Raw genomic sequence first — 19,893 nt, 5'->3', positions numbered from 1 at the left:
ATGTTTATTGCATTTATTATTCTAGCTGGCCTCTGTCTATTTATTGCATTTAAAACAAAAAAAATGCTCTATTTAACCGTTCCTGTAATCGCCTTCATCGTCTACTTTATTGTTCAAGTTGCTTTAGTACCCCTTCCCTTTATAGACACTATCAAGTTTATATTTAGCCTACAATAATCCTTTTAGTATTATGGCAATCTGCCGTTTGGAAAGAGTTATTTTCTTTGTCCCATTACAGGACAAAGTGAATATAAACTTACCTAAAGAACTTGGGTAATCATCCTTAGATGATAGTTTGAAAGGAGGAATTAGCGGTAAATCAATCGCTTCTGTAACTCGTATGGATAATGGGGAAATTTTTTAAATAGGGGTGAAATTTGTGAAGAAAATTGATAAGAGTGTTGCAGATGCTTACTTCCGTGAGAAAACAACGTATATGATTATCTATTTCATTATCTGGGCAATCGTTTCATATGGTGTTGTTCTTTTTGTAGAACCGTTAAGTCAATTTACATTTAACGGATTCCCATTCCACTACTTTATGGGCGCTCAAGGAGCATTGGCTGTATTCATTATTTTACTTTTCGTAAATGCCATCGTTGGGGATAAGATCGATAAAAAATACGGCATTAATGAAAGTAAGAATGAGGAAATTGGAAGTAAAACGACTCAAAACCATTAATATGAAATTTTGTGTAAAAAGGGGGACTGCTTTTGGATACACAGTTTATAGTGTCGCTTGCAATTATTTTAGCAACATTTGCATTGTATATTTGGATCGCCGTTTTTAATAACGCGAAGGGAACTTCGGATTTCTATGTTGCCAGCCGCGGCGTTCCACCATTATATAATGGTATGGCAATTGCTGCCGACTGGATGAGTGCTGCATCTTTCATCGGTATGGCTGGTACAATCATGGTTTTAGGGTACGATGGTTTAGCCTATATTATGGGTTGGACAGGAGGATATTTATTCTTAGCCTTTTTACTCGCACCACAACTAAGAAAGTCTGGAAGTTATACTGTTCCTGAATTTATCGGAGACCGCTTCCAAAGTAAAACTGCACTTATTATAGCGGCGATTTGTACAATGATCATCAGCTTCACATATTCAATTGGACAATTATCAGGTTCTGGAGTAGTAATTGGTCGCTTGTTCCAAATTGATGCTGGAATTGGCACAATGATTGGGGTAGTGTTAATCGCCATCTATGCAGCCTTCGGTGGTATGAAGGGGATCACATGGACACAAGTAGCACAGTACATCGTACTAATAGTTGCTTACCTAGTTCCAGTTATATTCATGTCTTTACAGATTACAGGTAATCCACTTCCGTGGTTATCTTACGGTCATATTGTTAGTGAATTAGGAGCGCTTGATCAAGCACTTGGATTATCCGAGTACTTTGCTCCATTTGAGAACGGGACGAAATGGCAATTCCTTGCACTTATGTTTACGTTAATGTGTGGTACTGCGGGACTTCCTCACGTAATTGCAAGATTCTATACAGTTAAAACAATGAAGGCTGCTCGTTGGTCTGCTGCTTGGGCGTTATTATTCATCGCGTTATTATACTTCTCTGCACCTGCTTATGCTGCGTTCTCTCGTTTCATATTAATGACGCAAGTAGCTGGAAGTAAAATTGCTGAACTACCTGCTTGGACTAAAACTTGGGTAGATACAGGATTATTAAGTGTTGCCGACCAAAATGGCGATGGTATACTTCAATGGGTAGAATTGGTAATAAAAAATGATATTGTCGTAATGGCAACACCTGAGATCGCTAACCTAGGTGTATTTGTAATCGGTTTAGTCGCTGCTGGTGCAATGGCTGCTGCATTATCAACAGCTGGTGGTTTATTAATCGCTATTTCCTCTGCATTCGCTCATGATATTTACTATCGAATCTTAAAACCAACTGCTACAGATAAGCAACGTTTAAATGTGGGACGTATTACAATAGTGGTTGCAACAGTTCTTGCTGGTATCGTTGCTCTTAACCCACCTGGTGCCATTACACAAATTGTTGCTTGGGCATTTGCTATCGCAACCGGTACATTCTTCCCTGCATTAGTATTAGGTGTATGGTGGAGACGTGGCAATGCAAAAGGTACAATTGCAGGTATGGTCATTGGTTTAGCAGTTACATTATCTTATATCTTCGCAGCTAAATATGGTGGCTTTACAATTTTAGGTATTATTGATACAGGTGCAGGTGTATTCGGAGCGCTCGCTGCATTTGCTGCAAACATCATCGTGTCATTATCAACAAAACCACCTAAACAAGAAATTCAAGATTATGTAACGAACTTACGTTATCCAGAACAAATGACTTACAAAGATGGCGAAGTTCACATGAACGAGTAATTGGAATATAACAACAAGTTTCCGACTTAGTTCGGAAGCTTGTTTTTAAATTATTCATCATGTTATTAGTAGATTCTCCTCGCGAAAACCTTTATTGCCCAAGTGATTCCTAAATTATTTATAATCTTCAGAAAGTTGTGTACATACGAAAAAAAATTATTTATATTATTATTAGATAACGAAACATCTTACGTTTATTATCGTATATATATTATAACAATTATAATTAAACTCTTTTGGAGGGAAACCATTTTTATGTTTGATAAATTCAAGAAATCACTATTTGGAAAAAGTCACCGTTCGTATTCCTATTCTTCAAGTCGTAGAGGTTATTCCCATAAAGATAAATATTATGGCCACAAACACTACAAAAGAAAACGTAGAAGTTTTAGTTCCGGATTCTTCGGTTCTAGAAGTGGCAGTTTCTTCAGTAGCTAAAAATGTTAAGTGAGACAAAAATCAAACGTCTTTTAAATAACTATATTGAGAAAGAAACATCCTTTCGATTTCAAAAGTTTCTTGGGAAGGGCTCGTACGGTATTGCGTACGTATTAGTTCATAAAGAAACTGGAGAACAGTACGTACTTAAAAGGATGAAATCAAAGTTTAAGAAGAAGAAACAATCCATACTGAAATTCAAACAAGAAATTGAAATGTTAAAATTGTTAGATTTTCCAAATATCCCAAATGTCATTCTTGAAGGCGAAATTGAAGGCATCCCTTTTTATATAATGGATCTTATAGATGGCCATACCTTCGAACAAGAAATATTTCAAGAGGGTAAATCCTTTTCTTTAGAAGAATCATTTACTATTCTAAAGAAACTGTTAGATGTCGTAATCAAAATTCACGATAAAAAAATTGTTCATAGAGATTTAAGAACTCCTAATATATTAATAAAAAACGAAACAATTTATATCATTGATTTCGGTTTAGCTTCTTACATTACAGAAAATGCTTTTATTGAAAAGATTAATAATCCAAAAAAGTTAGAAGATCCTCGAAGTGATTTATATTTCATCGGTCATTTTCTTTTATTTTTGATTTATTCAAATTACTCTCCCACTAGTCGCAAAGAACGCAGTTGGCAAGAGGAGTTAAAACTACCTAAAGAGGTACAAAATTATATAGAGCGATTACTTCTAATTGGTCCAGCCTTTTCAAGTGCCAAAGAAGCCTTACAATCCATACCAACGTTTATAATCAGGGCATAGTCTAAGTGACTATGCCCTTTCGTTTAACTATTTCGTCAAACCGTCATCTTCTAAATAACGATATAAGGTGGATTTACTAATTCCCGTTTCATTCTTAATATCTATTAAAGTATAGTTTCCTGAATGGTACATCGAAATCGCCTGAATTATTTTATCATCGGATTTTTTTGGTCGACCGATTGGTTTTCCCTGTGCCCTTGCATTTGATAAACCAATCATAGTCGATTGTTTAACAATATCTGATTGAAAATCTATTAATTTTTCAATCATTTCATGAAGATTTAACATTAAAAGCTCACTACTGTCTAAATCTTCATTGAGAAATTTTATATTCACCTGATCTCTCTCACAAATTTTTAATAGTTCAAGTAAGTGCCTTGTAGTATCTGCCAACACAAACATTCTTTCAACTATAACCGTGTCTCCCTCTTTTAAATAAAGAAGAAGATTTTCAAGTTCAATTCTTTTCTTAGGCGTTCCATGTAACTCACTATATATAAATTCACAACGGTCTTTTAACTTCTCTAATTGTTTTTCACCATATTCGTCATTATATAGTGGTCTTAAATATCCATAATTCATAGTACCTCTCCTAATCACCTTCCCAAAAGGGTTCCCTTATAGGAAAAACGATGTTATGATTACTAAAGCATTTTCAATATATATTAACTAATACTAATCATACTACTACCAACAGTTTATATCATACTTAAGGAGTTACTCATGCAAAGTTTAAAACAACAGTGGTTTGGCAACATACGAGGCGATATTTTATCGGGTATTGTGGTTGCACTCGCACTTATTCCAGAAGCAATCGCCTTTTCTATTATTGCAGGCGTCGACCCTATGGTAGGGTTATATGCATCATTTACTATAGCAGTCTTAATCGCCTTTGTGGGCGGTAGACCAGGTATGATTTCCGCCGCTACAGGGGCAATGGCCCTAGTAATGGTTCCACTTGTACGTGAATATGGAATTGAATACTTATTTGCCGCAACAATCCTTACGGGAATCATTCAGATTATTTTCGGTACTTTAAAAATTGCAAAGCTCATGAAATTTATTCCGAATGCAGTTATGATCGGGTTCGTAAATTCATTAGCTATATTAATCTTTATGGCCCAAGTACCTCATTTTTTAGGTATTTCAAACATGACCTATGTCTTTGTAGCAATTACATTAATACTTGTTTATACATTACCAAGATTTATAAAAGTGATACCTGCTCCTTTAATTGCGATTGTCGCACTTACTGCAATTGCGATATTTAGTGGAATTGAGTTGAGAACAATCGGTGACTTAGGGAATATTACACAAACCTTACCTTCCTTTATCATCCCAGACGTCCCTTTTACATTTGAAACATTGAAAATTATTTTTCCATTCTCACTTTCACTTGCCATTGTTGGACTAGTTGAATCTTTATTAACTTCTAGAATTGTAGATGATATGACTGCAACAGAAAGTAATAAAAACCAAGAAGCACGAGGACAAGGGATTGCAAACTTTGTAAATGGTTTCTTTGGTGGAATGGCAGGATGTGCAATGATCGGCCAATCCGTTATTAATGTCAAATCAGGTGGACGAGGCCGTCTTTCAACATTAGTTGCAGGTTTATTTTTAATGTTCTTAATACTTGTGTTAGGGGATTTAGTTGTTAAAATTCCAATGCCTGTTCTTGTAGGAATCATGATTATGGTGTGTATTGGGACATTTGATTGGAGTTCGTTTAAGTATATAGTAAAAGCACCACGAACTGATGCAATTGTTATGTTAGTGACTGTGATTATTGTAGTTTGGACACATGATTTATCCAAAGGAGTAATTGCAGGTGTAGTTTTAAGTGCTATATTCTTTGTTGTTAAAATATCTACAGTAAAAATTGTTCAAGAAGACAATCGTTTTATCGTCCATGGCCAATTATTCTTCGCATCTTCAGATGGGTTTATCAACTATTTTAAAAATAAAAACATAGATGCTAAACAGATTCAAATTGATTTCTCAAATAGTCGAATTTGGGACGATTCAGGTGTTGCTTCACTTATAAAAGTTGAGGAAATGCTTGAAGATAGAGGAATTTCGGTTGTAGTTTTAGAACTAGATACATCTAGTAAAAAAATCATTTCAAAACTGCAAGGCATGTCTTCATCTAATTAGGAGGAATTTTATGTATAAACATATTTTACTTGCTTCTGACGGTTCTGAGAATGCTGTTCGTGCTGCAAAAGAGGCTGTCAAAATTGCTTCTTGTACACCTGATTCTATTATAGAAGTTGTGTACGTTGTAGACTTTGATAAGGCAAAATCTGATGTACTTCATTCTAATTCTAGTATCGCTCTAGAAATTGAACGTCGAAAAAAGAATTCGAAAGTTTTACAATTTCTAAATGAAGCAAATGTAAAATATAAAACATCGATTCTCATAGGCAACCCTGGTCCTGAAATTGTAAAATTCGCAAACGAACACCAAGTAGACTTAGTTGTCATTGGTAGTCGTGGTCTTAACAGTTTACAGGAAATGATCCTTGGAAGTGTGAGTCATAAAGTGATGAAACGAGTAAATTGTCCAGCATTGATTGTAAAATAATATAAAGGGTGCAATCCTAAATGGATTGCACCCTTTTAGTTACAGCAATGATAAAAATGACGACATGTTTTTATGTTGATCTAAAGAAAATATTGTATTTAGCCATTTATCTTCTAACTCACAACTCTTAACGATAGATTTACACTTATCAATCAGTTCCTGTTTTGTCACTTTATTTTGAGGTGAACCTTTTGGTGTGGTAGAAACCTTTTCAATTATGTCACCATTGTTTAATATTACTTTTACCTTTGTATATCTAGCTATACTAGGTTGCTCTTTAACGTTTTGCCTTGCAGTTTTTAATATTAGCTGTTCGGATACTGAATCAATTGGTTTTGAATCGAATTGTTGAAAATCTAATGACTTACCTTGTAATATAAGCGAGACAATATATTCGATACTAAAACGACCTTCTTCACCCGTTTTAGGATGACGATGAATTAACGCAGCATCGGTATTGTTTGAAAATGTAATTACTACTTCTTTAATTTCATCCAAATTCAATTTTCCTATATGTAATGCAGCATCCGCTCCGAAGAAAGCTGCTGAACAAAAAGGGTAAATTTTATACCACAATCCAGGTGAATCGATTTTCCACCCCTCATTCCATCCATCTAATAGAATGGATGAAATTCCTTCTGTACCAACACCATAAACATCAAAGTAGTTTCCTTTATCATCAAAGCTGCTCGTATTGTTTAAAAAGTTAACCATGGTTATCTGAACACTTAGAACTGCTGCTCGAGCAGCCAATCCAGCATGAAGTGGTTTTGTTTCTGTTCCAAAATGAATACGTAATCCACTTGATTGAGTCGTTGCAAAACCAAGCGCCTGCGCAAGTTGTTTACGAGAAAATTGAAGCATGTAGCCCCCTGCTAGTGCACCGGCCAGTACACCAATTGTTCCTGTATTGTGCCAACCCTTTTCATAATGCTGATCTGAAATTGCTCGAGCAATTCTAGCCATTACTTCTACTCCAACCACATAAGCTTGTAAAAAGCGCTTCCCTGAAACTTCATTGTTTGAAGCTAATGCGATTAAAGTTGGAAGTAGAACTGCACTAGGATGTCCACGTACCTCGACATGAACATCATCAAAATCCAATGCATGGGCTAAAAAGCCATTGATTAAAGCAGATTGTTGAGGTGTAGCCATTCGACTTTGACCAATTAGAGGCGTTATCTCTAATCCACCCTCAAGTTCTATAAGTTGAAGAAGCTTGAGTACTCCGGGATCATCCTTACCAGCGTAACTCGAAGTTAAGAAATCTAAAACACCTAATTTAGCACTTTCAATTGCTTCTTCAGTAGGGATTGCATTGTATATTTTACCGACAAATTCTTCGGTTAGTTTCATTTAAGTAGCTCCGGCTTATTAAGAGCTTGAATTGATAGTTCAGCAAAATACTTAGCAGCAACTTCTAATGCTTCCTCTTTTAATGTAAATTCAGGATGGTGCCAAGCTTTCGGTCCATCTACACCCATCCATACAAAATAGCCTGGTATCTTTGTTTGATAAAATGCAAAATCTTCACCTGCAGGAACTTGTTGAGCTTCGATTGCTTGGTATCCAGCTTTCGTTGCTGCTTCAGCTGCGATTTCTGTGAATCTACTGTCATTGTTAACTACTGGCAAATATGAAAACCATCTGAAATCAGCACGTGCACCAAAACTTTCTGCAATTGCTTCAGCAATAGCGCGCATACGATTAGAAATTACTTCACGCGTTTCTTCTTGGAACGTACGAACCGTACCCTCAAGTTCTGCTTTTTCAGGAATGACATTCCATGTATTTCCTGCTTGCAGTTTTGTTACCGAAACAACAATGTTATGGAATGGATCCATATTACGGCTGACGATACTTTGGAAAGCAGATACAATTTGACTCGCAATAACGATTGGATCTATAGCGTCATTTGGAATTCCTGCATGACCACCGACACCAATAATATCTAATTCGAAACGATCTACACTTGCCATTAACGAGCCAGAACGTACACCGATTGTTCCAACTGGTAGTTCAGGTTTGTTGTGCATTCCAAAGATGGCTGATACTCCATCTAATACACCTTGTTCAGCAACATAAACTGCACCTTGAGCAATTTCTTCGGCAGGTTGGAAGATAATACGTACCGTTCCTTTTAGCTCCGAACGTCTAGATTGTAATAAAATAGCGGCTCCAATCATTGATGAAGTATGGAAGTCATGACCACAAGCATGCATCACACCTTCAACTTTAGAGGAAAACTCTACGCCAGATTGTTCGACAATTGGTAATGCATCAATATCTGCACGTAATGCAATTGTTGGACCTTCTAGTTCACCTTTAACTTCTGCTACAAGACCTGTTTCTAATGGATAATCTAGAATTGTAATTCCTGCATCCTCTAACCAGCGACGAATTCGCTTTGTAGTTTCAACTTCTTTAAACCCTAATTCTGGATTTTCATGTAATTCACGACGATATGCAATAAGTTTTGATTGTAAGTTTTCTGTAGTACTCATGGTACAACTTCCTTCTTTCATTAATGTTTTTCGTTTAATTGTTGTATAAACGATTTTGTACGAGCTTGTTGTGGATTACCAAACAATTGACTTGGATGACCTTCTTCGACAATATACCCATCTGCCATGAAAATAACGTTATCCGATACCTCACGAGCAAAATCCATTTCGTGTGTAACTATAATCATTGTTGTATCTTTCGTAGAAATTTGTTTTATAACTTGTAAAACTTCCGATACTAGCTCTGGGTCAAGGGAAGAAGTTGGCTCGTCAAATAATATAACGCTTGGATTTAATGCTAATGCCCGTGCAATACTTACACGTTGTTGTTGACCTCCAGATAACGTTACTGGATATTTGTTTGCTTTATCTGCAAGACCAACTTGTGCCAAATATTCCATTCCTATTTTTTCAGCCTCTGCTTTAGGCATTTTTTTTGTAACGATTAATAATTCAGTTACATTTTGTAATGCTGTTTTATTTTTAAATAAATTGTAGTTTTGAAATACCATCGCAGATTTCTTTCTTAGTTGCTGAATATCCTGCTTTTTTACATTTTCAACATCAACAGTTAGTCCATCAATTGTTATTGTTCCTGCATTTGGAGTTTCCAAAAAGTTTAAACAACGTAATAATGTTGATTTTCCAGAACCAGATGGACCGATAATGGAAAGAACTTCTCCACGTTTTACTTCAAAATTAATATCCTTTAGCACTTCTAAATCATTAAAAGATTTTTTAAGTTGGTTTACTTTAATCATATTCTTTCACACTCCTTATGTCCGATAAGGTTTCTCTAATAGACGTTCAAGTTTACTTTGTAGGAATGAGTAGATAACTACTATTGCCCAATATACAAGTGCAACGGCTAAATATGCCTCAAAAAATCGTAATGTATTGGAAGCTTGCATTTTTGCTTCTGCAAATAGTTCTACTACACCTAATGTAAATGCTAACGATGTTTCTTTAATTAAAGAGATGAACGTATTACCCGTAGCTGGTAATGCATTTCGGAATGCTTGAGGAATGATCACGCGTTGATACGCCTGAACTTTTGTCATTCCCCCTGCTAAACAAGCTTCCATTTGTCCTTTATCAACAGACAGAAAAGCAGCACGGAAAATTTCTGATGCAAAAGCTGCTTGTTTAAACCCAAAACCAATTACTGCAGCAGTAACTGCGTCCATTTTCGTAAACACCGGGAACAGTTGGGGTAAACCATAGTAAATTAAAAATAGTTGTACGAGCATCGGAATCGCTCGAAAGAATGAAATGTATACGGTAGCTATATAATTTAATACTTTCAGCTTACTACTACGCATGAAAGTTAATAATAAACCAATGATGATTGTTAAAATCATAGCTAATATAGCCATAAATAATGTGATTGGAATATACTCCATTATTTCAGGAATAAGAGAAAACATATAACCTATGTCAAAATTCATCGCAATTATCATCTCCTTGTTCTATATTGTGAAAAAAGGCCGTCTTAAAAAGTATTATTACTTTTAAGACGGCCATTTATATTATTAGAAAAACACATCTTTAGTCATTTTTAGTTAGTGTTTTTCTTAAACAGCTAGATAAATGTATAAATACCTATCAGCTAATCTTGACTTAGTCTTTCTTTGAAACATCTTCACCGAAGTATTTGATTGAAAGCTCAGTAATTGTACCATCTTCGTGTAATTTTTGCACTTCTGCGCTAAGAGCTTCACGTAATTCTTCATTAGTTCCTTTTACGAATGGGAAGGCAACTGCTTCATAAACAAATGGGTCGCCAACAAATTTTAAAGGCAAGTTACCTTTGTTAATTTCCGCTAGTAATGCTGGTTTTGAATTTACATATCCATCAACACGTTTGTTAATAGCGTCATTCATCGCACCGTCACGTGTTTCGTACGTACGAATACCAATTTCACCATTTTTGTCATATGCTTCTAAGTTTTTAACGTTATTTGAACCTAATACCCCTGATACTGTTTTACCTTTTAAGTCTTCTAATGAGTTGATTTGATCGTTTTCTTCATGAGTAACGATTGTAATACCTAAATAAGAATATGGATCAGCAAAGTCATATTTCCCTTTACGTTCTTCTGTTACTGCTACAGCATTAGCAATTGTATCGATTTTTCCAGTTTCAAGTTGGCCTAGTAAACCACTGAAATCAGAGTTTACCCATTGAACTTCATATCCTAAATTTGCTGCTGCAATTTCTAATACTTCTACGTCAAAACCGATTAATTTATCATTTTCTTTATAGCTATTTGGATAACTTACACCTGTTGCTCCAGCACGGATTACTTTTTTCTCTTCAGTTTGATTTGAACCTTCGTTTGTTGTACCTTCTTCATTGCCACCGCAAGCCGCTAGTATACCAACCACTAAAGTTAGTATTAGTAAAAATGAAATCTTTTTCATTTGTTAATCCTCCAAGTTAAATTCTTTTTTCATATAGATTGTGATATGACCTTTTCCTAGGTCCTTTTGACCGAAAACTTGATATCCTTTTCTTTCATACATTTGGATTAGCCAAGGGTGCTTATCTGCTGTTCCTAATGTTACGAAAGGTGTTCTAAGTTGCTTTTTCAATACGTCTTCTTCTAACCAAGTTAAAAGTTTTGACCCAAGACCTTTTTGACCACTATCAGGATCTGTTGCAAACCAACCAATATGCGGCACCTTCTCCGGTCCAGGGTTAGGACTCCAAGGCATTCGTAGTGAAATTGTAGCGACTACATTTCCTTCATATTCCATAAAGAAACACATATTGTTTTGCAAATGACGTGTTGTCATTTCAATATCCGCATTTACCGCATCAAACTTAATGCCTAATTTACCGTTTTCCGCATAAGCTTTCACTAGTATTTCTTGTAAAGCTTTTGCGTCATTGACTGTAGCTTGTCGAAAATGAAATGTCATATTATTTCCCCTCTGTTTTTGCATATGGGCTATTATAATAGTTGGTTAACACTTCATCAACCTTTTCCGGAGCCAACCCTAAGTAAGTTTCGTAATTGAATAGTTCGTTTAATTCTTCTTCAGACAACAATTCTTTCACTGTTTCATTTTCAGCTAATTTTTGTTTAAATGGCACTTTTTCTTCAAAGGACGCCATAGATAATTCATAAATGATATGATGTGCTGTTTGTTTTCCTGCCTTGTCAGAAATCGCGAACATTACACGTTCAGATAGTAGCAATCCACCTAATAAATCTAGGTTTCTTAACATATTTTCCTTTTTAACAATTAACCCATCAAGTACACCTTTTGTACTTGCTAGTTGTGAAGATAGGTAAATACATATTTCTGGCATCGCAATCCATTCTGCACGCCATGACATTGCATCTCGTTCATGTTCAACAATTAATGAATGTTGAATTAATGATACATTTTGTAGCACTGGACGAGTCAAACTTGCGATACCTTCAAATGCCGCTGGATTACGTTTGTGTGGCATTGTAGATGATCCTACTTTACCTTTTGTAAACGGTTCTTCAATCTCATCGATCTCAGTACGCATTAAGTTATAAAACTCATTACCAAGTTTTCCAAGAGTTCCGCTGATTAAACCAAGTACGCTAGCGTATTCAGCTAAACGATCACGTGATGAATGCCAAACGATTTCTGGAGCACCTAAACCTAAAAGTTCTAATGAACGTTTTTCTACTTCAATTCCCTCTGGTCCAAATGATGCATAAGTGCCAACTGCTCCACTAATATTCCCAACAAAAACTCGACCACTTACTTCGTCTAAACGTGTTAAATGACGAAGAACCTCACTTAAAACGACAGCCATTTTAAAACCAAATGTTGTTGGTAATCCTTGCATACCGTGTGAACGACCTGCAATTGGAGTTAAACGATGTTCTTTTGCTAATCTAGCTAATCCAGCCGCAACATCAATCAATTCAGCACGAATAATTTGATGCGCTTCCTTTAACTGTAACATTGTTCCAGTATCTACGATGTCCTGTGTTGTTGCACCATAGTGAACAAATTCTCCACCTTCACCGCTTCGTTCCTGTAACGCAGTAATAGTAGGCATTAATGAATGCTTTACTTTTGCCATATTTGCAGCAAGTTCTTCTATGCTAACGTCATCTGTTTTTGCTTGTGCGATTAACTGAGCTGCTTCTTTAGGAATTAATCCTAGCTCGCCTTCAGCCTTTGCAAGTGCTATTTCAACGTCAAAATGTTTTTGTAGACGATTTTCATCTGACCAAACTTGGCGCATTTGTTCTGTACCAAAGTTGTTTTTTAACATGATCATATCTATAACATGGGATGGCATAATATTAATCTCCTTAAAATTCTATATTTATCTTATCAGAAAACTAGGAATTACATCAACTTATTTATTTTAGTTCAATTCTACTATTTTTAGTTTTTTTATGTCTTCAATAGTATTCGTACCACATAGAACCATCATACGTCTAAATTCCTCAAAATGATTAGCGAACACTTTATAAACACCTTCTTCACCAGCAACTGCCAAACCATAGATGAACGGTCTACCTAACAATACAGCATCTGCCCCTAAAGCTAGGGCGATGAAGATATCCTTTGCAGAACGAATTCCGCTATCTAAAAAGATCGGTATACACTTGTTAACTACTTCTGCGATGCTTGGCAATGCTTCAATCGATGGAATACATCCATCAATCATACGTCCGCCATGGTTTGACACTACAAGTCCGTCAGCCCCATGTTCAATTGCTTTTAATGCATCTTCTTCATCTAATATACCTTTTACGATTACAGGTAATTTTGTTACTTTTTTTAACTCTGCAAGGTCTTCCCATGAAAATTGAGGATTCGGAAAGATGCTACGAATCGTTGGTTCTAAACCTTTTTCAGTAACTGCAGCTCCGTATTTTTCCTGGAATACAGGATCACTTACGATGGAAGGATACGGTTTTTGCCCACGTGAAAATGGTAAAAATCGATTACTCATATCCTTAATGCGCCAGCTTGATGCCATATCAACTGTTAACACAATCGCAGTATAACCAGCATTTTCTGCACGTTTTAATAAGCTATAAGTCACTTCTTGATCTTTTGTAGCATACAACTGAAACCATCTTTCCCCATCGCCACTTGCATCTGCTATTTCTTCAATTGTATGACTTGAAACAGTACTTGCTATGTATGGAACCTGAAGTCTAGTTGCTGCGCGTGCAGAAGCTAACTCACCTTCAGGATGGACAACTTTTTGGTTACCAATTGGCGCAAAAAGAATGGGATACGGGTAACTTCTACCAAATAATGTAACCCCACTGTCATTAGTTTTCGCACCCACACAAACTCTTGGTTTAAATGCATATTTACTAAATGCTTGAACATTAGATCGTAATGTTTGTTCTGTACTACTACCAGATTGTATATAATCAAAAGCTTCAGGAGAAACATTATCTGCTGCAGTTTTTTCCAATTCTTCGAATGAATATGGAAAAGTTTTTTCATCAAATTTTTGTACCATCCTAATGACTCCCTTTAAATAATACCAACTAACTTAGTTTTATTTTTATTTACTTTTGCAATGGTTTTAAACTACTTACGCTAAATTGACTACTTATTGTTGTTCTAATTCATCTAATACAGCAAATAGAGTTTCAATAACTTTTATATTGTCTTCCTTCTTACCAATAGAAATTCTTACGTAATGATCTAGACCAAATTCTGCTCCAGGTCGGATATATACACCGCGCTTCAGTAATTCCTCACAAACAAGTTGGCTACTATTATTAATATTTACTAAAATAAAGTTTGCGGATGAAGGGATAAATTCTAGGCCACGCTCTTTAAACGCCACTTCATAAAATTTGCGTCCTTCTGTATTATTTCTAAGACACTGCTCTTGGAATCGGGCGTCTTCTAATGCTGCCACTGCTGCTCTTTGCGCTAATGTATTTACATTATGCGGCATTTTCACTTTAAACAATTCATGAATAACAGCCGGATCAGCAATTGCATAACCGATACGAATCCCAGCTAAACCGTAAAATTTAGAGAAAGTTCGTAATACTATAAGATTATCGTAGAGATTAATAAATTCCTTTGTTCGAGGAAAATCTTCATTAGTCGCAAACTCAGCGTATGCTTCATCAATAACCACAGCTATATGATTTGGGACTTTACTTAAAAATTCCTCCAATTCATCATGGGTAATATAATTACCGGTTGGGTTATTCGGATTGCAAATCCAAATCACTTTTGTACGGTCTGTTATTGCATCTAGCATCCCTTGTAGATTGTTTTCTAATTTCTCTTGAGGAACAATAACATTTTTTCCTCCTGATATCTTTGTTACAGATTTATACCATCCAAAGGTTGTTTCCTGAACAATCGACTCATCGCCTTCATCTAATAGAATTTTTGATAGTAAGCCTAAAATTTCAAAGGAGCCATTTCCAAAGAAATAACGTTCTTCAGGTACACCTTGCAATTGTGATAATTTTTTACGGAGTAGACGGGACTTTCCATCAGGGTAACTAAACAAATCATTATTCGTTTCCGAAAGAGCAGCAAGTGCTTTTGGTGAAACCCCAAAGGTATTTTCATTTGCAGCTAACTTAATTACATTATTAATTTGATAAGCATCTTTTATGTCTTGGATTATTTTTGCAGGTTTATAAGACTTTAATTCTTTCAAACTTTCTTTAAATAGTATAGCCACATTCAACACTCCATACTTTACTAAACTAAAAACAGTTATACCTATGTAAAAACTAGGTTTTAAAGCTAAAAAAATTATTGAATAATTTGAAAAAAACAATAGCTAAATAATAACATCAAGCATTATATAAAATCAATTAATTTACTATAGTAGAAACACATAATAAAAAGTTTTATAAAAAAAGACTGTGGCAAGCAGAACTCACCGACAATCTTTGTCTAATCTATAAATCTCTGCGTAACCATTCCTGCATTATTATATATCCTTACTTCTGCAAAAGCCCCATTAACAAATGTTATTTGCGGAGGCAAATGACCACAATCGATATCATAGCCAATTGGGATTTCTAATTCTTCTGCCAATTCCATATACACGTCGATCACATGATAATCTTCTATCGACCGATTTACTGGACTTCTACCAAATAGAATAGCACTTGTATGATCGAACCAACCAGCTAGTTTCATTTGAACTAATGTCCGTCTTAAATCTGTTGTATGAAGCTCACAATTTTCAAAATACCAAATAATAGGTTCATTGTTTATGAACTGTTTTTGGAATGCCCTGACATTTCCAAAAGGAGTACCTATTAAATGTCGAATTACATCTATACATCCTCCTAGTAATCTACCTTTCACATACATTGGGCTATTAGATATCGTTTTCCACTTTGTATTTTCAGTTAGATGAAACACATAGTCACTTTCATTATTATGTTGCCATTCCAATTGATACTTTTCTGAAGAATATTGAACCACTTCCTCCCCCTTTTTCGTCGTTAACACCTTTTCCCACATTGCTGTTGTAGGGTCGGAAAATCTACCGCGCAAATCTACTATATTTGTTCCATGTGCAGTTGCAATTCCTGTTTTCAGAGTGATTGCTAGTAATAGTACACTAGTGTCTGAATAACCCAGAATCCATTTAGGCTTCACATTTTCAAAATCAAGATGTTCCAAAATCTCGATTAATAATTCCCCTCCCCATGGAGGAAAAATGAAGCCAATCGAATCGTCTTGAAGCATACTATTTAGCTCAAATGCTCTTGTTTTAGCCGGAGCTGATTTCGCCTTATATTGCATCCAGCTTGTATCTCCAACTTTAACTTTGAACCCTTTATATTCCATGTTCTCAATGGCTCTTTCAAGGAGTGTGTATTCTTCTTTGTATAATCCTGATGACGGGGCTGTTACGCCAATTGTAGTTTGACTTGTAAGGACAGGGTAAACGATCGTCATATTGTGCCCTCATTTCTAATTATTGTTAGATTTACACCATCATACGTTTAATAGAAAGAAAATAAAACCGATTCTATTAAAAATCGGTTTTTTCGTCTATCTTTCATCTTTCTATTTCAATAATTATTTAATGATTTCTTCACCATAAATGGAAACTGTTTGGCGAACTATATCAAACTTTCTTCCATTCCAATGGTATAAATTTTCTACATACCCTAATCCATCTGCATGGTATCTACCTGCAATTTGCTGCATTCCAAGCAAATCATATTTACCGTTCCTCGCTAAATCAACAGGATTTAGGCTACTTATAGGATCTACCCATCCTTCTATTGGTTGTTTTAATGTTCCATCGCTATTATAAATTTCATTTAAATACTCTTCACCTTTATATTGAAGGTCAAGTGTATATTTTTTAGGTGGACTCACGCTAAATACATTAGCCCTATAATAATCTGCATAAAGAACCTTATATGGATGTTGTTCATTCATTTTAATTGAATCAAATATATTCGATAATTGACCATTCTGCATTGAATAAATATATGCAAAGATAATTGCTCCACTACCACCCGAATCTATGACTACCAAAATATCATTTATTCCATCTCCAGTTACATCACCTAACCAAATTGTTGGATTGTATCCGGCATTTTCGGGTAATCGGAACATTTCAGTGCGATTTGTTCTACCGTATCTTACAAATAACTTAATATTCATTAAAAAAATTGGACTATCTGTTTGCTTATCGGCTGTTATATATATTAAGTCTTGAAAACCATCACCTGTCACATCGCCCAATTTATAAGTAACAATTGTTTGTCCCATTGGAATTTGCATATACAAAGGAGGCATTACACTAGGTTGCCAATAGTTATTCATTGTACTCCCCTTTCTAATTAGTAGATTAGCCCCTGATTTATTACCTACTTTATTTAATGATTATGACCTAAGAAATGTGCCGAATGTATAAAAAATAAAACTCCGGAAGTATATTACTTCCGGAGTTAATTTCTTTTTGTCAGCCACGTAAGAGTAATTGCAGCAATAATTGCAAAACCTAAATAACCCATTAGTGAATAGACGCTTCCTACTAATGTCGTAAAGCCAACAAAACTCGCTAAGAATCCTAGAATCCCAAAAAATACGACGGTTGGTCGGTAGACTTTATCCTTTGGAGATATAAATCGCACGATAAATGAGTACATCATCCCAACAGCTGTACTATAAATCATCGCAAGTAAAGCAATAGCCATTAAAACCCCGATGATTGGGTGTATGTTAAAAGCGATCTCTACAATCGGCATATCTTTGCCCGTGATCACATCCATTTTGGCAAATAAAGCTATATTGACTAACAAAATCAGTACCCCTAGTATAAGTCCTCCTAAAATTCCACCCAAGCCAGCTACTCTTTTGCTAGACGCTGTACTTCCAATAACAGTCATCATCGCTACACCAGAGGCAATATTGTAAGAGACATAAAGTAATGCTCCCATTATCCAGTTCGGAGCGGCGGAACGCTGTTGTTCGGCCAAAACAGTTTGTTCTGCTAAGGATAAGTCGGTAGTTAGAATAGAAAATACTGAAATTATTAACATAAGTCCTAGTAAATAGGGGATTGCCAACGCAATCACATTAATAATACTTTTAATATTTAACATTAAAGTAAGTACTGTTAAAATCACCATAAATGCGCTTCCGATGACTGGGTCAAAACCTAGAACTTGTCTAAATGCAGAGGCAGTTCCGGCAAACATAGCAACAGTTACACAAAATAAAAAAATTGTAATAAATATATCTAAAATAGAACCTAACGTACGTCCTGAAAGAAAATAGACAACTTCTTTATGGGAAGATGTGTTTAATCGGTAACCAATCTGGGCAATGTTCATTCCTAAAAAGGCGAATCCAATCGTCGCTAATATCGTACCGAAGATACTGTAGACTCCGAAACTCGTAAAAAATTGCATCATTTCTTGCCCAGATGCAAACCCACCTCCAACTACTAAACCAACAAAAGCTAGTCCAATTCGAAAGCTGTTTTTCATTCATTCCCTCATTTCAATAGATCTTCGCAAAATCATTTAAGGGACTAGTTATTTTATTTATAATGTCTCGTTGAAATCGTAAATTTTTGGATTGCATCACGATTTGGTTTATAGCCAATTCCACTAGTTTGTGGGACTGCTATGTAACCGTCTTGAGCGACAACTTCTGGCGTAATAATATCTTCTTCCCAATAATGATTTGAACCTGCTGTGTCACCAGGTAAAACAAAATTCGATAAAGATGTCAGGGCGATATTGTGTGCTCTACCAATCCCAGCTTCAAGCATCCCTCCACACCAGACAGGTATACCATTTGTTTCACATAAATCATGGATTTTCTTCGCTTCTGTTAAGCCTCCAACTCGTCCAATTTTTATATTGATGACACCACAACTCCCTAATTCAATTGCTTTACGTGCATCTTCTAAAGAAGTAATACTCTCATCAAGACAAATTGGTGTTGTAATTTGTTTTTGAAGTTTTGCATGATCGATGATGTCATCTGTTGCTAATGGTTGTTCAATCATCATTAAATTGTACTGGTCTAATTGTTTAAATAACTCGATGTCATTTAATGTATAAGCGGAATTAGCATCTGCCATTAGTTGCACCTTTGGAAAGTGTTCTCTTATAATACGAATTAGTTCTAAATCCCAACCAGGCTTAATTTTTACTTTAATTCGCTTATATCCATTCTTAATAGCTTGGTCAATTACTGCTAATTGTTTTTCAACGGTTTCTTGTATCCCTATACTAATACCTACCTCTATCTTTTTCTTATTTCCACCTAGCGCTTGCGCTAATGTTTGGTTTGTTTGCTGTGCATAAATATCCCAAAATGCACCTTCTATTGCTGACTTGGCCATATTATTTTTACGAATACTTTTAAATATTTCACTCACTTCATCTGGGTGGGAAATCTCTTTATTTAATACCAATGGAATTAAAAAATCCTCTAACATATGCCAACACGTTTTTACTGTTTCTTCTGTATACCAAGGTGTTTCAAAAGCAACACATTCTCCAAAGCCAACTGTTCCTTTTTCATCAATTGTTTCTATTAATAAAAATTCTTTATCTTTAAATGTTCCAAAGCTTGTGGTAAATGGGTTTTTTAAGTGCATTGTTAAATGTCTTATTGTAATTTCTGTTATTTTCAAAACTTTGCGCCCCTTTTATATAGATATGTTTTCTTTTATCACAAATACATATTGTGTATGTTTTTCTCATTTTACATTGTACATTAACAC

At 35.4% G+C, this 19,893-nt stretch carries 20 protein-coding genes; 6 read left to right on the top strand and 14 right to left on the bottom strand.

Features of this window, described 5'->3' with window-relative positions:
- The 4 genes from CD29_RS20445 (at position 1) to CD29_RS06060 (ending at position 3,581) form a co-directional block, all read left to right on the top strand.
- Positions 1-177 (top strand): hypothetical protein, encoded by a 177-nt coding sequence (locus CD29_RS20445; RefSeq protein WP_036184232.1) that lies wholly within the window; start codon positions 1-3, stop codon positions 175-177.
- Positions 178-379: 202 nt separating this feature from the next.
- Positions 380-682: a DUF4212 domain-containing protein gene (locus CD29_RS06075; protein ID WP_036184229.1), complete on the top strand. Its 303-nt coding sequence runs from the start codon at positions 380-382 to the stop codon at positions 680-682.
- Positions 683-714: 32 nt separating this feature from the next.
- On the top strand, positions 715-2,367 hold the full coding sequence (locus CD29_RS06070; protein WP_036184226.1) for a sodium:solute symporter family protein: 1,653 nt from the start codon (positions 715-717) through the stop codon (positions 2,365-2,367).
- 440 nt (positions 2,368-2,807) lie between these two features.
- Positions 2,808-3,581, top strand: a complete 774-nt coding sequence (locus CD29_RS06060) for a protein kinase domain-containing protein (protein WP_036184219.1) — start codon at positions 2,808-2,810, stop codon at positions 3,579-3,581.
- Positions 3,582-3,608: 27 nt separating this feature from the next.
- On the opposite strand, the gene CD29_RS06055 is transcribed toward CD29_RS06060, so the two are convergent.
- Positions 3,609-4,163: a recombinase family protein gene (locus CD29_RS06055; RefSeq protein ID WP_036184216.1), complete on the bottom strand. Its 555-nt coding sequence runs from the start codon at positions 4,161-4,163 to the stop codon at positions 3,609-3,611.
- A gap of 141 nt (positions 4,164-4,304) precedes the next feature.
- Here CD29_RS06055 and CD29_RS06050 point away from each other — a divergent pair, with 141 nt between their 5' ends.
- On the top strand, positions 4,305-5,738 hold the full coding sequence (locus tag CD29_RS06050) for a SulP family inorganic anion transporter (RefSeq protein ID WP_036184213.1): 1,434 nt from the start codon (positions 4,305-4,307) through the stop codon (positions 5,736-5,738).
- A gap of 10 nt (positions 5,739-5,748) precedes the next feature.
- Positions 5,749-6,168: a universal stress protein gene (locus CD29_RS06045; RefSeq protein ID WP_036184210.1), complete on the top strand. Its 420-nt coding sequence runs from the start codon at positions 5,749-5,751 to the stop codon at positions 6,166-6,168.
- 39 nt (positions 6,169-6,207) lie between these two features.
- On the opposite strand, the gene CD29_RS06040 is transcribed toward CD29_RS06045, so the two are convergent.
- From CD29_RS06040 to menC, 13 genes are all read right to left on the bottom strand, one after another.
- Entirely contained in the window at positions 6,208-7,524 is a 1,317-nt protein-coding gene (locus tag CD29_RS06040) for an MmgE/PrpD family protein (RefSeq protein ID WP_036184207.1), read from the bottom strand.
- The gene (locus CD29_RS06035) at positions 7,521-8,672 is read right to left on the bottom strand and encodes a M20 peptidase aminoacylase family protein (RefSeq protein WP_036184205.1); all 1,152 of its coding nucleotides are present in this window, start codon (positions 8,670-8,672) and stop codon (positions 7,521-7,523) included. Before CD29_RS06035 ends, CD29_RS06040 begins: the two co-directional genes overlap by 4 nt.
- 20 nt (positions 8,673-8,692) lie before the next feature.
- Positions 8,693-9,433 carry an amino acid ABC transporter ATP-binding protein gene (locus CD29_RS06030; protein ID WP_036184202.1) on the bottom strand — a complete coding sequence of 247 codons (741 nt, stop codon included), beginning with the start codon at positions 9,431-9,433 and terminating at the stop codon, positions 8,693-8,695.
- A gap of 15 nt (positions 9,434-9,448) precedes the next feature.
- A complete protein-coding gene (locus tag CD29_RS06025; RefSeq protein ID WP_036184199.1) occupies positions 9,449-10,120 on the bottom strand; it encodes an amino acid ABC transporter permease in 672 nt (223 codons plus the stop codon).
- A gap of 172 nt (positions 10,121-10,292) precedes the next feature.
- Complete coding sequence (locus CD29_RS06020; protein WP_036184197.1) at positions 10,293-11,096, bottom strand: amino acid ABC transporter substrate-binding protein; 804 nt, start codon at positions 11,094-11,096, stop codon at positions 10,293-10,295.
- Positions 11,097-11,099: 3 nt separating this feature from the next.
- Entirely contained in the window at positions 11,100-11,597 is a 498-nt protein-coding gene (locus CD29_RS06015; protein WP_036184194.1) for a GNAT family N-acetyltransferase, read from the bottom strand.
- A 1-nt stretch (position 11,598) separates the two neighbouring features.
- Positions 11,599-12,969 (bottom strand): adenylosuccinate lyase, encoded by a 1,371-nt coding sequence (gene purB, locus CD29_RS06010; protein ID WP_036184191.1) that lies wholly within the window; start codon positions 12,967-12,969, stop codon positions 11,599-11,601.
- A gap of 69 nt (positions 12,970-13,038) precedes the next feature.
- Positions 13,039-14,157 (bottom strand): alpha-hydroxy-acid oxidizing protein, encoded by a 1,119-nt coding sequence (locus CD29_RS06005; protein ID WP_036184188.1) that lies wholly within the window; start codon positions 14,155-14,157, stop codon positions 13,039-13,041.
- A gap of 93 nt (positions 14,158-14,250) precedes the next feature.
- Positions 14,251-15,354 (bottom strand): histidinol-phosphate transaminase, encoded by a 1,104-nt coding sequence (gene hisC, locus CD29_RS06000; protein WP_036184185.1) that lies wholly within the window; start codon positions 15,352-15,354, stop codon positions 14,251-14,253.
- A 218-nt stretch (positions 15,355-15,572) separates the two neighbouring features.
- Positions 15,573-16,592, bottom strand: a complete 1,020-nt coding sequence (locus CD29_RS05995; RefSeq protein WP_036184182.1) for a S66 family peptidase — start codon at positions 16,590-16,592, stop codon at positions 15,573-15,575.
- A 123-nt stretch (positions 16,593-16,715) separates the two neighbouring features.
- Positions 16,716-17,474, bottom strand: a complete 759-nt coding sequence (locus CD29_RS05990) for an FG-GAP repeat domain-containing protein (protein ID WP_235801786.1) — start codon at positions 17,472-17,474, stop codon at positions 16,716-16,718.
- A 125-nt stretch (positions 17,475-17,599) separates the two neighbouring features.
- A complete protein-coding gene (locus tag CD29_RS05985; RefSeq protein WP_036184179.1) occupies positions 17,600-18,643 on the bottom strand; it encodes a YkvI family membrane protein in 1,044 nt (347 codons plus the stop codon).
- 53 nt (positions 18,644-18,696) lie between these two features.
- On the bottom strand, positions 18,697-19,803 hold the full coding sequence (gene menC, locus CD29_RS05980; RefSeq protein WP_036184176.1) for an o-succinylbenzoate synthase: 1,107 nt from the start codon (positions 19,801-19,803) through the stop codon (positions 18,697-18,699).
- Positions 19,804-19,893: the final 90 nt, after the last annotated feature.

This window comes from Ureibacillus manganicus DSM 26584, assembly GCF_000772945.1.
GTDB classification, from domain to species: Bacteria; Bacillota; Bacilli; order Bacillales_A; family Planococcaceae; genus Ureibacillus; species Ureibacillus manganicus.
The sequence above is the reverse complement of the archived record's forward strand: the minus strand, read 5'-3'. Positions and strand labels throughout refer to the sequence as shown.